14 protein-coding genes are annotated in these 15,325 nt (G+C 71.7%); 12 read left to right on the top strand and 2 right to left on the bottom strand.

Annotated elements, in window-relative coordinates:
* Window positions 1–134 precede the first annotated feature (134 nt).
* The 3 genes from thrS (at window position 135) to pdxS (ending at window position 3,735) form a co-directional block, all read left to right on the top strand.
* Complete coding sequence (gene thrS, locus ACQ3I4_RS03180) at window positions 135–2,141, top strand: threonine--tRNA ligase (RefSeq protein WP_329861330.1); 2,007 nt, start codon at window positions 135–137, stop codon at window positions 2,139–2,141.
* Window position 2,142: 1 nt separating this feature from the next.
* The gene (locus tag ACQ3I4_RS03175; RefSeq protein ID WP_329861332.1) at window positions 2,143–2,691 is read left to right on the top strand and encodes an HIT family protein; all 549 of its coding nucleotides are present in this window, start codon (window positions 2,143–2,145) and stop codon (window positions 2,689–2,691) included.
* A gap of 129 nt (window positions 2,692–2,820) precedes the next feature.
* Window positions 2,821–3,735 (top strand): pyridoxal 5'-phosphate synthase lyase subunit PdxS, encoded by a 915-nt coding sequence (gene pdxS / locus ACQ3I4_RS03170; protein WP_329861333.1) that lies wholly within the window; start codon window positions 2,821–2,823, stop codon window positions 3,733–3,735.
* A 118-nt stretch (window positions 3,736–3,853) separates the two neighbouring features.
* Here pdxS and ACQ3I4_RS03165 read toward each other — a convergent pair whose 3' ends face one another.
* Entirely contained in the window at window positions 3,854–4,585 is a 732-nt protein-coding gene (locus ACQ3I4_RS03165) for a GNAT family N-acetyltransferase (protein ID WP_430632778.1), read from the bottom strand.
* 4 nt (window positions 4,586–4,589) lie between these two features.
* Window positions 4,590–6,611, bottom strand: a complete 2,022-nt coding sequence (locus ACQ3I4_RS03160) for a M3 family metallopeptidase (protein ID WP_430632777.1) — start codon at window positions 6,609–6,611, stop codon at window positions 4,590–4,592.
* A 78-nt stretch (window positions 6,612–6,689) separates the two neighbouring features.
* Here ACQ3I4_RS03160 and ACQ3I4_RS03155 point away from each other — a divergent pair, with 78 nt between their 5' ends.
* The 9 genes from ACQ3I4_RS03155 to secF all read left to right on the top strand — a co-directional run bounded on the left by ACQ3I4_RS03155 (window position 6,690) and on the right by secF (window position 15,316).
* On the top strand, window positions 6,690–8,051 hold the full coding sequence (locus ACQ3I4_RS03155) for a CapA family protein (RefSeq protein ID WP_430632776.1): 1,362 nt from the start codon (window positions 6,690–6,692) through the stop codon (window positions 8,049–8,051).
* A 73-nt stretch (window positions 8,052–8,124) separates the two neighbouring features.
* Window positions 8,125–8,793, top strand: coding sequence for a pyridoxal 5'-phosphate synthase glutaminase subunit PdxT (gene pdxT, locus ACQ3I4_RS03150; RefSeq protein ID WP_329861337.1), 669 nt, complete (start codon window positions 8,125–8,127; stop codon window positions 8,791–8,793).
* A gap of 2 nt (window positions 8,794–8,795) precedes the next feature.
* Entirely contained in the window at window positions 8,796–9,551 is a 756-nt protein-coding gene (locus tag ACQ3I4_RS03145; RefSeq protein ID WP_329861338.1) for a YebC/PmpR family DNA-binding transcriptional regulator, read from the top strand.
* A 5-nt stretch (window positions 9,552–9,556) separates the two neighbouring features.
* Window positions 9,557–10,153, top strand: coding sequence for a crossover junction endodeoxyribonuclease RuvC (gene ruvC / locus ACQ3I4_RS03140; protein ID WP_430632775.1), 597 nt, complete (start codon window positions 9,557–9,559; stop codon window positions 10,151–10,153).
* Between the two features lie 124 nt (window positions 10,154–10,277).
* Complete coding sequence (gene ruvA / locus ACQ3I4_RS03135; protein WP_329861340.1) at window positions 10,278–10,904, top strand: Holliday junction branch migration protein RuvA; 627 nt, start codon at window positions 10,278–10,280, stop codon at window positions 10,902–10,904.
* Between the two features lie 9 nt (window positions 10,905–10,913).
* A complete protein-coding gene (gene ruvB, locus ACQ3I4_RS03130) occupies window positions 10,914–11,969 on the top strand; it encodes a Holliday junction branch migration DNA helicase RuvB (RefSeq protein ID WP_329861341.1) in 1,056 nt (351 codons plus the stop codon).
* Between the two features lie 144 nt (window positions 11,970–12,113).
* The gene (gene yajC / locus ACQ3I4_RS03125) at window positions 12,114–12,530 is read left to right on the top strand and encodes a preprotein translocase subunit YajC (protein WP_329861342.1); all 417 of its coding nucleotides are present in this window, start codon (window positions 12,114–12,116) and stop codon (window positions 12,528–12,530) included.
* Window positions 12,531–12,618: 88 nt separating this feature from the next.
* A complete protein-coding gene (secD, locus tag ACQ3I4_RS03120) occupies window positions 12,619–14,340 on the top strand; it encodes a protein translocase subunit SecD (protein WP_430632774.1) in 1,722 nt (573 codons plus the stop codon).
* The gene (gene secF, locus ACQ3I4_RS03115; protein WP_430632773.1) at window positions 14,333–15,316 is read left to right on the top strand and encodes a protein translocase subunit SecF; all 984 of its coding nucleotides are present in this window, start codon (window positions 14,333–14,335) and stop codon (window positions 15,314–15,316) included. The genes secD and secF overlap by 8 nt, the downstream gene beginning before the upstream one ends.
* Window positions 15,317–15,325 lie beyond the last annotated feature (9 nt).

Genomic DNA, 15,325 nt, shown 5'->3' with positions numbered 1-15,325 from the left:
ATCCGGCGTCGTACCCCGCACGGGGGAACCGGATTCCCGGCCCGACCACGCCGTCCGTTAAGCTGGACCCTGGCTGGCTGTGGTCCCCGTACGCCACAAGTCATGAAGCCGAACACCAACACAAGGAGACCGAAGTGTCAGAGCAGATCACCCTCACCGTCGACGGCGAACAGCGCGAGGTGACTGCCGGGACCACGGGTGCCGAACTGTACTTCGAGAACCGCTCCGTCGTCGTCATGCGCGTCGACGGCGTGCTGCGTGACCTGGACCGCCCCCTCGAGAACGGCACGGTGGTCGAGGCCGTCGAGATCGGCTCCCCGGACGGCCTCGACGTCCTGCGCCACTCCACCGCCCACGTCATGGCCCAGGCCGTCCAGCAGCTGCGCCCCGACGCGAAGCTCGGCATCGGCCCCTACATCACCGACGGCTTCTACTTCGACTTCGACGTCGCCGAGCCCTTCACGCCCGAGGACCTGAAGACCCTCGAGAAGATGATGCTCAAGATCGTCAACCAGAACCAGAAGTTCGTCCGCCGCGTCGTCACCGAGGACGAGGCCCGCGCGGCCATGGCCGACGAGCCGTACAAGCTGGTCCTGCTGGACAAGGCCTCCGAGGCGGACGAGGCCGGCGAGGGCGTGAACGTCGAGGTCGGCGCCGGCGAGATCACGATCTACGACAACGTCGACCGCAAGAGCGGCGACGCCGTCTGGTGCGACCTCTGCCGCGGGCCCCACCTGCCCAACACCAAGCTGATCTCCAACGCGTTCGCCCTGACCCGCTCCGCCGCCGCCTACTGGCTCGGCAGCGAGAAGAACAAGCAGCTCCAGCGCATCTACGGCACGGCCTGGCCCACCAAGGAAGAGCTCAAGGCCCATCAGGAGCGCCTCGCCGAGGCCGAGCGCCGCGACCACCGCAAGCTCGGCTCCGAGCTGGACCTCTTCTCCTTCCCGGACGAGCTCGGCTCCGGCCTGCCCGTCTTCCACCCGAAGGGCGGGATCATCCGCAAGGCCATGGAGGACTACTCCCGCCAGCGGCACACGGAGGCCGGCTACGAGTTCGTCTACACGCCGCACATCACCAAGGGGCACCTCTACGAGGTCTCCGGCCACCTTGACTGGTACAAGGACGGCATGTTCCCGGCGATCCACATCGACGAGACCCGCGATCCCGAGAGCGGCGAGGTGCTCAAGCCCGGCCAGGACTACTACCTCAAGCCGATGAACTGCCCCATGCACAACCTGATCTTCCGCCAGCGCGGGCGCTCCTACCGCGAGCTGCCCCTGCGGATGTTCGAGTTCGGCTCCGTGTACCGCTACGAGAAGTCCGGCGTCGTGCACGGGCTGACGCGCGTGCGCGGCATGACCCAGGACGACGCCCACATCTACTGCACCCGCGAGCAGATGAAGGACGAGCTGACCGGGACGCTGAAGTTCGTCCTGGACCTGCTCAAGGACTACGGACTCGACGACTTCTACCTGGAGCTCTCCACCAAGGACCCGGAGAAGTACGTCGGCGAGGACGCCGCCTGGGAGGAGGCGACCCGCACCCTCGAGGAGGTCGCGACCGACTCCGGGCTCGAACTGGTCCCGGATCCGGGCGGCGCCGCGTTCTACGGTCCGAAGATCTCCGTGCAGGCCCGCGACGCGATCGGGCGCACGTGGCAGATGTCCACGATCCAGCTGGACTTCAACCTGCCCGAGCGCTTCGAGCTCGAGTACCAGGCCGCCGACGGCACACGCCAGCGCCCCGTCATGATCCACCGCGCCCTCTTCGGCTCGGTGGAGCGCTTCATGGGCGTGCTCACCGAGCACTACGCCGGCGCCTTCCCGGCGTGGCTCGCGCCGGTCCAGGTCCTCGCGATCCCCGTCGCCGAGGCCTTCAACGACTACCTGTTCGACGTCGTCGACCGGCTCAAGGCCCAGGGCATCCGGGCCGAGGTCGACCACTCGAGCGACCGCTTCCCGAAGAAGATCCGCAACGCGTCCAAGGAGAAGGTCCCGTTCGTCCTCATCGCCGGCGGCGAGGACGCCGAGGCGGGGGCCGTCTCCTTCCGCTACCGCGACGGCAGCCAGGACAACGGCATCCCCGTCGACGAGGCCATCGAGCGGATCGTCACGGCGGTCCGCGAGCGGAGGAGCTGAGGTGGGCGGGGGTCCGGAGGTCGACGACTACGAGCTCGCCGGGGTGCCGGACGCCTTCCAGCGCCTCTGGACCCCCTACCGCATGGCCTACATCAAGCGTGGGCAGGACCAGGTCACCGGCGAGGACGACTGCCCGTTCTGCCGCGGTCCGGAGCGCGGCGACGAGGAGTCCCTGATCGTGCACCGGGGGCGGACGGCCTACGTCATCCTCAACCTCTTCCCCTACAACTCGGGTCACCTGCTGGTCTGCCCCTACCGGCACGTGCCCGACTACACGGACCTCACCGTCGAGGAGACGGCGGAGCTCGGCGCGTTGACGCAGGAGGCCATGCGCGTCCTGCGGGCGACCGCCGGGCCGTCCGGCTTCAACCTCGGCATGAACCAGGGCGTCTCCGGGGGCGCCGGCATTGCGGCCCACCTGCACCAGCACGTCGTGCCGCGCTGGAGCGGCGACGGGAACTTCTTCCCGATCATCGCCCAGACCAAGGCGATCCCCGCGACGCTCGCCGACGTGTGGGAGCAGCTGGCCGCGGCCTGGCCGGCTGGCTGAGCCGCATCCCGTCCGGGGTCGTCGCAACGCGCTTCACCATGCGTCACGCCGCCCGGCAGGAGGCCGGTGACACCGGCCACGGTGGCTTAGGATGGAACGTACCCTCTCCAACCATTGAAAGGACTCTTTGTGTCCAGCAATGAAAGCACCCCGGCGCAGCCTTCCGTGACCGGCAGCTCGCGGGTGAAGCGCGGCATGGCCGAGATGCTCAAGGGCGGCGTCATCATGGACGTCGTCACCGCCGAGCAGGCGCGCATCGCCGAGGACGCCGGTGCCGTCGCCGTCATGGCCCTCGAGCGCGTGCCCGCCGACATCCGCGCCCAGGGCGGCGTCTCCCGCATGTCGGATCCCGACATGATCGACTCCATCATCGAGGCCGTCTCGATCCCGGTCATGGCCAAGGCCCGCATCGGGCACTTCGTCGAGGCGCAGGTGCTCCAGGAACTCGGCGTCGACTACATCGACGAGTCCGAGGTCCTCTCGCCGGCCGACTACGTCAACCACATCGACAAGTGGGGCTACACCGTTCCGTTCGTGTGCGGTGCCACCAACCTCGGCGAGGCGCTGCGCCGCATCAACGAGGGCGCCGCGATGATCCGGTCCAAGGGAGAGGCCGGCACGGGCGACGTCTCGGAGGCCACCAAGCACATCCGCAAGATCACGAGCGAGATCAACGTGCTGCGCTCGATGACCAAGGACGAGCTCTACGTCGCGGCCAAGGAGCTGCAGGCACCCTACGAGCTCGTCGCCGAGATCGCCGAGACCGGCAAGCTGCCCGTCGTGCTCTTCGTCGCCGGCGGCGTCGCCACCCCGGCCGACGCGGCCATGATGATGCAGCTGGGCGCGGACGGCGTGTTCGTCGGCTCCGGCATCTTCAAGTCCGGCAACCCGGCCGAGCGCGCAGCCGCCATCGTCAAGGCCACGACCTTCCACGACGACCCGAAGGTCGTCGCCGAGGTCTCCCGCGGACTCGGCGAGGCGATGGTCGGCATCAACGTCGCGGACCTTCCGGCCCCGCACCGCCTGGCCGAGCGCGGCTGGTAGCGGGCACCCCGCAGACAGGCAGGACGCCCCGTGGACCCTGGTCCGCGGGGCGTCTTCGTCTCGCCGTCTGGGTATCGCCGGCTTCCGGCCCGCGGCGCCCGGGGGCAAGGGACCGGGTTCAGCCGCCCCGGCGGGGCAGCGGCAGGTGCAGGCGGCGCCCGCGGCCGATGAGCTGCAGCCCGCCGGCCGTGAGGAACGCACCGGCCCCCGGACCCGAGCCGGCGACGACGTCGTGGCCGCCGAGGGAGTCGACGAGGCTCCGCACGAGCGAGGAGCCGACCCCGCGCCGCCGGTACGAGGCCGCCACGGCGAGCCCCTGGACGGACACGTCGCCAGCGGCGGTCAGCTGCCCGAAGGCGCGCCCCACGAGGGCGCCCTCCCCGGTCCGCGCGACGGAGTGTTCGACGCGGCGCAGCGGGACCCGGAAGCGCACGGCGTCCTGCCAGGCGGTGGCCGCCTGGAGCTCGAGCGCGTCCGGACCGCTCGCCTCCGGCACCGGCGCGCCGATCCTGGCCCGGCCGCCCCAGGCCCCGTGCCCGGCCCGCCAGGAGCCGGTGTGCCACAGCATCGGCGGTCCCTCGCGGAAGCCGAAGGCGCGCAGGGCGGAATCGTCGGCCGCCGCGTTGAGGGCGACCTGGACCGATTCGGCGCCAAGGCGGCCCGCCTCGGCGAGCCCCGGCCGCAGGCCCGCGTCGTCGGCGCGCTGCGGATAGAGCAGTACCACGCGGCGCCGCGCCGGCAGCCACGCCCAGCTGCAGCCGTGCGTCGTGAAGACCCGGCCGCCGGTGGCGAGGGCGAGCGTGCGTTGCCACTCGGCCCAGGCGGACTGGGCCTCGGCCAGGGTGGCCACACGATCAGCCGTCGAGTCCGCGGCGGGCCAGCAGCGGCGCCGTGTCGGCGTCGCGGCCGCGGAAGGCGCGGTAGGACTCGAGCGGATCGCGCGTGTTGCCGCGGGAGAGGAGCTCGCGCCGGAAGGTGTCGCCGTTGGCGCGCAGCAGCCCGCCGTTCTCGGTGAACCAGTCCACGGTGTCGGCGTCGAGCACCTCGCTCCAGATGTAGGAGTAGTAGCCGGCCGCGTAGCCCCCGTCGAAGACGTGCTTGAAGTAGCCGGTCCGGTAGCGCGGCGGGACCAGGTCCGGGTCGAAGCCGGCCTCGCGCAGGACCCGGTCCTCGAAGGCGAGCGGATCATCCACGACCTCGCCGGGGGAGAGCGTGTGCCAGGCCAGGTCCAGGACGGCCGCGGCCAGGTACTCGGCGGTCGCGAAGCCCTCGCCCCACAGCGCTGCGGCCTCGATCCGTTCCAGGACGCCCTCGGGCAGCGGCTCGCCCGTGGCGTGGTGCCGGGCGTAGTGACCGGCGATCCCGGGGTGGAAGAGCCACATCTCGTTGACCTGCGAGGGGTATTCCACGAAGTCGCGCGGCACCGCCGTCCCCGCGAGCGACGGGTACCGGGCCGCCGAGAAGAGCCCGTGCAGGGCGTGGCCGAACTCGTGGAAGAGCGTGCGCGCCTCGTCGAGGCCCAGCAGCGCGGGGCCGCCGTCCGCGGGCGCCGGGATGTTGAGGTTGTTGGTGACCACGGGCAGCTCGTCGAGGAAGGAGGCCCCGGAGCGGATGGAGTTCATCCACGCGCCGCCGGCCTTCGTCGGCCGGGCGAAGTAGTCGCCGAGGAAGAGCCCGAGCACGCTCCCGTCGGCGTCGGCCACTTCCCAGACGCGCACGTCCGGGTGGTACACGGGAAGGTCGGTGCGCTCGGTGAACCCGATCCCGTAGAGCCGCCGCGCGGCCTCGAAGACGCCGTCGTGGATCAGCCGGTCGAGCTCGAACCACGGTCGCAGCGCCGCCTCGTCGAGCGCGTACTCGTCCCGCTTCACGCGGGCGGACCAATACGCCCAGTCCCAGGGCTCGACGTCGCGCCCCGCCGCCGCGGCGAGCACCCGGGCCTCGGCGCGGGCGTTGGCCATCGCCGGTGCGGCGAGGGAGGCCATCCGCTCGAGGACGGCGTCGACGGACGGCGCGGTCTGGCCGGCGAGGACGTAGTCGGCGTGGTGGGCGAAGCCGAGCAGACCCGCGCGTTCGGCGCGCAGCGCCGCCATCCGCGCGCCGAGGTCGACCGCGCGTTCACCGCCTGCCGCCGGCGCCCCGGTCCCGCGGCCGAGCGAGGCCTCGAAGAGGCGCCGCCGGGACTCCGGCCGCTCGAGGCGGGCCAGCAGAGGCTGCGAGGTCGGCAGGACGAGCGTGATGAGATAGCCGCCGTCGTGCCCCGCCCGGCGGGCGGCGGCCGCCGCGGACTCCAGCTGGGCGTCGTCGAGGCCCTCGAGCTCGCCGGCGTCCTCGAAGTGCACGGCGGCCGAGTTCATGCCGTCCAGGAGCAGCTCCGAGTACCGCGTCGACAGGGCCGAGAGCTCGGCGTTGAGCGCGCGGAGGCGGTCCTTGTCCGCCTCGCCGAGGGCCGCGCCCGCCTCGCGGAAGGCGCGCAGCGTCTCGGCCGCGAGCCGGTCCCGTTCCCCGTCGACGCCGGACAGGTCCTCGGCGGCCAGACGACCGTAGAGCTCCCCGTCGAGGTGGACGGCGTCGCGGTGGGCCGTCAGGACGGCCTGGATCCGGGCGTGCGCCTCGAGGATCCCGGGCGTCCCGTGGGAGGCCTTGACGTTGGAGAAGGCCATGACCGCGCGGCGCAAGAGCTGACCGCTGCGCTCGAACGCCTCGAAGGTGCCCTCGAATCCGGCGTCCGCGGGCGCGGCGGCGACGTCCCGCAGCTCGGCCAGCTGCTCCGCGGCGCCGCGTTCCACGGCCTCGACGTAGTGCGCGGGCTGGAGCGAGGAGAAGTCGGGCATCTGGAACGGCAGGGGGCTGGGGGTCAGCAGCGGATTGGCCATGGATCAACCTTTTCACATCGGCCCGCGGTGACGGGCGTGGCGCTCCGGGGCGAACCGGGCGCGGCCTATGCTCGAGGCATGCCCGACCACCGTGCCGTGTTCCTCCGCCGCGCCCTCGCCTGCGCCGCGGCGGCCCTCGTGCTGGCGGTGGCCGCGTGCCAGCCGGCGTCCCGGTCGGGCCCCTCCGGCGGGCCGGAATCCCCGCCCGGCGGGTCGCAGTCCACGGCTCCCGCAACCTCCGCCGACGCACCACATCCACGGCAGAGTACGACGCCGGGGCCCGGCCCGGGCGGAAGCGCCGGGCAGGGCGCGGGGCCGGGGCAGACCGCCTCCGCCGGCGGTACTCCGGGCGGGAGCGCGCCGGGCGCGGCGACCGGCGGGGGCACCGGTGCGGAGGCCCTCCGGGAGCCGTGCGCGGCCGAGCGCTGCGTGGACCTCGTGGTCACGGGGGACGTGCTGCTGCATCCCGCGCTGTGGGAACAGGCCGCCGCCGATGCGCGGGATCCGGGCGCCCTTGACTTCGCCCCGCTGCTCGCCGGCCTCGCACCGTTCCTCGCCGCGGCCGACCTCGCCGTCTGCTCGCTCGAAACCCCCGTCGCGGCCCCGGGAGGTCCCTATTCCGGCTATCCGGCGTTCAACGTCCCTCCCGAGATCGTCCCGGCCCTGGCCGCCACCGGCTACGACGCCTGCACGACCGAGACGAACCACACGGTCGACGCCGGGACGGCGGGCCTGCGCCGCACGCTCGACGAACTGCGCCGCGCCGGGCTCGCCTCCACGGGCTCCTACGCCTCCGCCGCCGACGCCTCACGGCCGCTCGTCCTCGACGCGGGCGGCACCCGGATCGGCCTCGTCACGGCCACGTACTCGCTCAACGGACTCCGGGCGGAACAACCGTGGATGGTCGACCTGATCGACGTCGAGGCCCTCAAGGCCAAGGCGCGCACGGCCCGGGCGGAGGGGGCCGAGCTCGTCGTCGCGGGCCTGCACGCGGGAGAGGAATACAGCTCCACGCCCAATGCCCAGCAGCTCCAGGTGTCCCGGGCCCTGGCCGAGATCGGCGAGTTCGACTTCATCTACGGCCACCACACGCACTCCGTGCTGCCCCTGGAACTCCACGCCGGGACCTGGATCGCCTACGGCCTCGGCAACTCGGTGGCCCGGCACGCCACGGACCTCGCCGTGAACCGCGAAGGGCTCACCGTCGCGGTCCGCTTCGAGCGCGAGGACGGCACCTGGAGGACCGCCGCGCCCCGCTGGGCGGCTCACATCATGGCCCGCGCACCCTACCGCTGGTGCGCGCTGCCCTCCGCCACCGCATGCACGAGCCCCGCTGAGGACGCCGCGTCGCTCGCGCGCACCACCGCGACCGTCAACGCGATGGACGCCGAGCGCCACGGTGCGCGGCGCTGGGAGCCCGACACCGGCGTCGTACCGTAGGCTTGAGCAGCCCCACCTACCACGTCCCGCCCCGGCGGTCCACGCCCGGAGCACCGGGAGAAAGCGAGCACGCGTGCCCAGAATCGGCGTCCTGGCCCTGCAGGGAGACGTGCGCGAGCACGCCGCCGCGCTCGAGGAGGGCGGGGCCGCGGTCACGACCGTGCGCCGGCCCTCCGAACTCGACGGCCTCGACGGCCTCGTGATCCCCGGCGGCGAATCCACCGCGATCGACAAGCTCGCCCGCGCCTTCGGGATCACCGGTCCGCTGCGCGAGCGCATCGCGGACGGCTTTCCCGTCTACGGTTCCTGCGCCGGGATGATCCTGCTCGCCGACACGATCGCCGACCCGGCCACCGACCTGCGCGGCGAGCCGCAGCAGACCTTCGGTGGCCTGGACATGGTGGTGCGCCGCAACGCGTTCGGCCGCCAGGTCGACTCGTTCGAGACGCGGTTGCGGATCGGCGCCCTGGACGCGCTGCCGGGCGTCGCCGAGGGCGCCGAGTCGGAACCCGTGCACGCCGTGTTCATCCGGGCGCCCTGGGTCGAATCGACCGGTCCCGGGGTCGAGGCCCTGGCCTCGGTCGAGGTACGCGGACGGGACGAGCCGGAGGATGCGCCCCGGGTCGCTAGAATTGTCGCAGTTCGTTCGGGGATGCTGCTCGCCACCTCCTTCCACCCGGAAGTGACGGGGGAGCGCCGCATCCACCGGCTTTTCATCCAGATGATCAGAGGAGAAGCGTAAGCATGTCGGGCCACTCCAAATGGGCAACCACCAAGCACAAGAAGGCCGTGATCGACGCCAAGCGCGCCAAGGCCTTTGCCAAGCTGATCAAGAACATCGAGGTCGCGGCGCGGGCCGGCGGCGCCGACCTGGCCGGCAACCCGGCCCTTGAGCTCGCCGTCGCCAAGGCCAAGAAGACCTCGGTGCCCAACGACAACATCGACCGCGCCATCAAGCGCGGCGCCGGCCTCACGGGCGAGGTCGTGGACTACAGCGAGATCATCTACGAGGCGCGCGGCCCCCAGGGCTCCGCCCTGCTGATCGAATGCCTCACGGACAACAAGAACCGTGCGGCGTCCGACGTCCGCGTGGCCATCACCCGCAACGGCGGCACCGTCGCCGACCCCGGGTCCGTCGCGTACCTGTTCACACGCAAGGGCGTCGTCGGCCTGCCGAAGAAGGAGCTCACCGAGGACGACGTCCTCATGGCGGTGCTCGACGCCGGCGCCGAGGAGGTCAAGGAGTCCGGCGACGCGTTCGAGGTGCTCTCCGAGCCCACGGACCTGCGCGCCGTGGTGGCCGGCCTCGACGAGGCCGGGATCGAGTACGAGTCCGACGAGGTCGAGTTCGTCCCGTCGATGCACGTCGAGCTCGACGCCGACGCCGCGCGCAAGTTCCTCAAGCTCGCCGACGCGCTCGAGGAGCTCGACGACGTGCAGAACGTCTACTCCAACGCGGACATCACGGCCGAGGTCATGGCCGAGCTCGAGGAGGACTAGCCTCCGTGGCGCTGCGCGTGGCCGGCGTCGACCCGGGCCTGACGCGCTGCGGCCTGGCCGTCGTCGACGTCGAGCCCAACCGGCGCGCGACGCTCGTGGACGTCGCGGTCGTCGGCAGCGGCCCGGACCAGGCGCTCGACGCCCGGCTGCTCGTTATCGCGGAGGCCATCGACGCGTGGCTGGACCGGCACCGCCCCGACGTGCTCGCGGTGGAGCGGGTCTTCAGCCAGCTCAACGTCAGCACCGTCATGGGCACGGCCCAGGCCTCGGGGATCGTCATCGCCGCGGCCGCGCGCCGCGGGATCCCGGTCGCCCTGCACACCCCGACGGAGGTCAAGGCCGCCGTGACCGGGAGCGGGCAGGCGGACAAGGACGCCGTCGGCCGGATGGTGGCCAGGATCCTCAGGCTCGATGCACCGCCACGCCCGGCGGACGCCGCGGACGCCGCGGCGCTCGCCATCACGCATGGTTGGCGCGGCGCCGCCCCGGGCTCGCATGCGAGCGCCTCGGCCCACGGCGGCTCGAGCGGACTGACTCCCGCGCAGCGGGCCTGGGCCCAGGCCGAGGCTGCGGCCCGCAAGGGCGGCGCGCGCCGGCGCTGAACGCCGCCACGCCGGGCGGGCGTACCGCCCGCGGGGGCCGTGGCAGGCGGTATGGTATTCGTAGATGTGTTCGGATGGCCGTTCCGGCCCCGGACCGATGACGACGCCGGAGGGTGGCCTTTCGATGATCAGTTCCCTGAGCGGGACGGTCCAGCATGTTGGACTCGGCAGCGCGGTCGTGGACGTGTCCGGCTTCGGCATGCTCGTCCAGGCGACGCCGCAGACGCTGTCGGGGCTGCACGTGGGGCGGCAGGCCGTGCTGCATACCGCCATGGTCGTGCGCGAGGACTCCATGACGCTCTACGGCTTCGGCGACACCGACGGCCGGGAGGTCTTCGAGGTGCTGCAGTCCGTGGCCGGGATCGGCCCGCGGCTCGCCCTCGCCGTGCTCGCGGTCCTCTCACCGGAAGACGTGCGGATCGCCGTGGCCGGATCCGACACGAAGACGCTGACCCGAGTTCCCGGGATCGGCCCGAAGGTCGCCCAGCGCATGGTCCTCGAGCTCGCGGGCAAGCTCGCGCCGACCGGGGCCCCCGGATCCACCACCCCGGCGGTTCCGGCCGGCGAGGCCTGGCGGGCGCCCGTTCTCGAGGCGCTCACGGGCCTGGGCTGGTCGGAGAAGGACGCCGGCAGGGCCCTCGACGCGACGGCCGGGGACCAACCGGAGATCGTGGCCGGCGGAAACGTCGGGGAGATCCTGCGGACGGTGCTACGCGACCTCGGGCGCGGCAGCGCCCGGAGCGGCCGGTAGGGGTCCCGGATGGCCGATCCCTCGCCCGTCACGGCCGGCAGCGAACCCGAGGAGCGCGCCCTCGAGGCGGCCCTGCGGCCGAAGAACCTCCACGACTTCGTCGGGCAGCAGCGCGTCCGGCGCCAGCTCTCGCTCGTCCTCGAGGCGGCCCGCATCCGCGAACGGACGTCCGACCACGTCCTGCTCTCGGGACCGCCCGGCCTCGGCAAGACGACCCTGGCCATGATCGTCGCGGCCGAGATGAACGCCCCCCTGCGCATCAGCTCCGGTCCCGCGATCCAGCACGCCGGCGACCTGGCGGCGATCCTGTCCTCCCTCACGGAGGGGGAGGTGCTCTTCCTCGACGAGATCCACCGGATGAGCCGGCCCGCCGAGGAGATGCTCTACATGGCCATGGAGGACTTCCGCGTCGACATCGTCGTCGGCAAGGGCGCCGGGGCCACCGCGATCCCGCTCGAGCTGCCGCCCTTCACCCTCGTCGGCGCGACGACGCGGGCGGGCCTGCTGCCCGGACCGCTCCGGGACCGCTTCGGCTTCACGGGCCACCTCGAGTTCTACTCCGTGGACGAGCTCGAGCTGGTCCTGCGCCGCTCGGCGATGCTGATGGACCTCAAGGTCACCTCGGCCTCGTTCACCGAGATCGCCTCCCGCTCTCGGGGCACGCCCCGCATCGCCAACCGCCTCTTGCGGCGGGTGCGCGACTGGGCCCTCGTCCACGGCACCGAGGAGATCGACGCACGCTCCGCGGGCGCGGCGCTGGATATGTACGAGGTCGACGCGCGCGGGCTCGACCGCCTGGACCGCGCCGTCCTCCAGGCCCTCTGCACCAAGTTCGGCGGGGGACCGGTCGGGCTCTCGACGCTCGCGATCGCCGTCGGAGAGGAGACCGAGACGGTCGAGACCGTGGCCGAGCCGTACCTGGTCCGCGAGGGGCTGCTCGGCCGCACGCCGCGGGGCAGGATCGCGATGCCGGCCGCGTGGGAGCACCTCGGGCTGGCCATGCCCTCGGGCGCCTTCGGGGCCCAGGAGGCCTTCGAGCTCGACGGGGAGGCAGCGGGGGAGTAGCCCCGCGGCCGGGCACGGGGAAGGGGCCGGGGTTGCGGCGCTCACACTTTGTCCAGATTCGGCCTATACAATGGTGTCTTGCGCCGCCCGGCCCAGGCCGCCGCGCGCCCGGCAGACTTCGCAAGAACACAGACAGGTTTCCCCTTGACGATTACGGTACTGGCCCAGAATTCCTCAGAGCAGGCCCCGCAGGGCGGCTTCGATCCGATGTCGCTCATCCTCTTCGCGGCGATCGGCCTGCTGATCTTCATGATGTTCCGCACGCGTCGCAAGGCGCGCGCGCAGCAGGAGCAGATGAAGTCGCAGCTCGCCCCGGGATCGCAGGTGATGACGCAGTTCGGGCTCTTCGGCACGGTCGTCTCGATCGACGCCGAGGAGAACAAGGTGGTCCTCGAACTCTCCCCGGGCAGCACGGCCACCGTGCACTCACAGGCGATCGCCCGCGTGATGGACGCCGAGCCCGCCGCCGAAGAGCAGGCGCCCGCCGGGACCTCCAGCCTGGACGAGACCCCGGAGGAGACCCTGCGCCGCCTTGAGGAAGACGGCAAGAACAAGGAATAGACCACTCACGGCGGGCAGCCGGGATGCACGACGCATCCCGGCTGCCCGCCGCTGAATTCCCGCCGCGGACCAAGAAGAAAGTTCCACGATGTCAACAACAGGCCCGATCAGGCACGCACGGCGTGCCCTGCTGTGGCTCGGCGTGCTCCTCATCGCCCTCAGTGCCGTGCTCGTCGGCGGCGTCGCCTCGGGCAACACGACGTGGGCGCCGAAGCTCGCGCTGGACCTGGAGGGCGGAACGCAGATGATCCTCGCCCCCGAGGTCGCCGGCGGTGCCGCCGCGACGCAGGAGCAGCTCGACCAGGCCGTCGAGATCATCCGCCAGCGCGTCGACGGCTCCGGCGTCGCCGAAGCCGAGATCACGACCCAGTCGGGCCGCAACGTCGTGGTCTCCATGCCGGGCACCCCGTCCGCCCGGGAGCGCCAGCTCATCCAGGCCTCCGCGAACATGGAGTTCCGGCCCGTGATCCTGGCCGGTTCGTTCGGCGCCACGCCCGAGGAGAACCGCACGCCGGAAGACCAGCTCCCCGAGCCGTCGGCCGAGCCGGAGAACGCCTCCGACACCAACTGGATCTCCCCGGCGCTCATGCAGGAGTTCGAGGCCTACGACTGCGCCGCCGAGCTCGCCGAGCGCAGCGACTCCGTCAACGACCCCGGGCAGCCCATGGTCGCCTGCGATCCGTCGACGCTGTCGAAGTACATCGTCGGCCCCGTCGAGATCCCCGGCCAGAACATCGTCGATGCGAGCCACGGCCAGCAGCGCAACGCCCAGGGCTTCGTGACGGGCGGCTGGGCCGTCAACCTCGAGTTCAACGGCGAGGGCACGGGGCAGTTCCGCGAGGTCACCCAGCGCCTCGTCGGCATGACCGGGGCCCAGAACCAGTTCGCGATCCTCCTCGACGGAGTGATCGTCTCCGCCCCGACGACGAACGCGGTCATCGCGGACGGCCGCGCGGAGATCTCCGGCAGCTTCACCGAGGAATCCGCCCGCGAACTGGCCGAACAGCTCAAGTACGGCGCCCTGCCGATCAGCTTCGAGATCCAGAGCGAACAGCAGATCTCCGCGACCCTCGGTGCCGACCAGCTCCGCATGGGCATGATCGCGGGCATCATCGGGCTCGTCCTCGTGGCCCTGTACTCCTTCTTCCAGTACCGCCTGCTCGGCCTGGTCACGATCGCATCTCTCGTGGTCGCGGGCCTGCTGACCTACCTCGCGCTCGTCCTGCTGGGCTGGGCGCAGAACTACCGGCTCTCCCTGGCCGGCATCGCGGGCATCATCGTCTCCATCGGCCTGACCGCCGACTCGTTCATCGTGTACTTCGAGCGCATCCGCGACGAACTGCGCGATGGGCGCAACCTGGCCTCGGCGGTCGAGACCGGCTGGAAGCGCGCCAAGCGGACCATCGTGGCCTCCAAGGCCGTGAACCTGCTCGCCGCCGTCGTGCTCTACCTCGTCGCCGTCGGCAACGTCCGCGGCTTCGCGTTCACCCTGGGCCTGACGGCCATCGCCGACCTCATCGTCGTCTTCCTGTTCACGCACCCGGTGCTGCAGCTTCTGGCCCGCACCCGCTTCTTCGGCGAGGGACACCGGCTCTCCGGCCTTGACCCGTCGCTGCTCGGCGTCGTGCCCCTCTACCGGGGCGCCGGGCAGGTGCGGCGGTTCAACGAGGAGGCCGACGCGGCCCGTTCGAAGCGCAATGCGGCCTCCGCCCAGGAGGCGGCCCGACGCCAGACCATCGCCGAACGCCGCAAGGCCGCCGGGCGCGACTCGGTGACGACCCCCTCCACGAAGGATTCCGACCATGCCTAACCTCGCCACCTGGGGCAACGAGCTCTACACCGGCAAGCGCTCCTACCCCTTCGTCGGCCAGCGCCGGCTCTGGTTCGCGATCGCCGGCGTCCTGCTGGTGCTCTCCGTGATCGTTCCGTTCGTCAAGGGCGGCTTCAACCTCGGCATCGAGTTCCGCGGCGGTTCCGAGTTCACCGTCTCGCAGGTCGCCACGACGGAGGTCGCCCTCGGGGAGCAGGCCGTGTCCTCCGTGGTCCCCGACCACACGCCGCGCGTGACGAACATCGCCCCCGGCACCATGCGCGTCCAGACGGAGCGCATGAGCGACGACGAGACGCTCGAGGTCGCCGGGGCCCTGGCCGAGGCCTACGGGGTCTCCGCGGACCGCGTCACGTCCACGTTCGTCGGCCCCACGTGGGGCCAGGACGTGTCCAAGCAGGCGCTCATCGGCCTGGTCGTGTTCATCGTCCTCGTGGCCCTGCTCATGGCGTTCTACTTCAGGACCTGGAAGATGTCGCTCGCGGCCATCATCGGGCTCTTCACGGTCGTGACGGTGACCGCGGGGATCTACGCGCTCTCCGACTTCGAGGTCACGCCCTCGGCGATCATCGGCTTCCTGACCATCCTGAGCTATTCCCTCTACGACACGGTCGTGGTCTTCGACAAGATCCGCGAGAACACCTCCAACGTCTTCGAGCAGTTCGAGCGGACGTTCGAGGAGAAGGTCAACCTGGCCGTGAACCAGACGCTCGTGCGCTCGATCAACACCTCCGTGGTCGCGATCCTGCCGGTCGCCTCGATCCTCTTCATCGGCGCGTTCCTGCTCGGCGCGGGCACGCTGCGCGACCTCGCCCTGGCGCTGTTCATCGGCATCATCGTCGGAACGCTGGCCACGGTCTTCGTCCAGGCCCCGCTCTACGCGCTCTTCCGCGCGGGCGAGCCCGAGATCGTGCGCCACACCAAGCGCGTACACGAGCGGCGTCCGGCCTTCGCCTGACCCGTCACC

The sequence above is a fragment of the Zafaria sp. Z1313 genome, assembly GCF_050563205.1.
Taxonomy (GTDB): Bacteria; Actinomycetota; Actinomycetes; order Actinomycetales; family Micrococcaceae; genus JAZDCJ01.
This window is presented reverse-complemented; position numbering and strand designations above follow the sequence as displayed.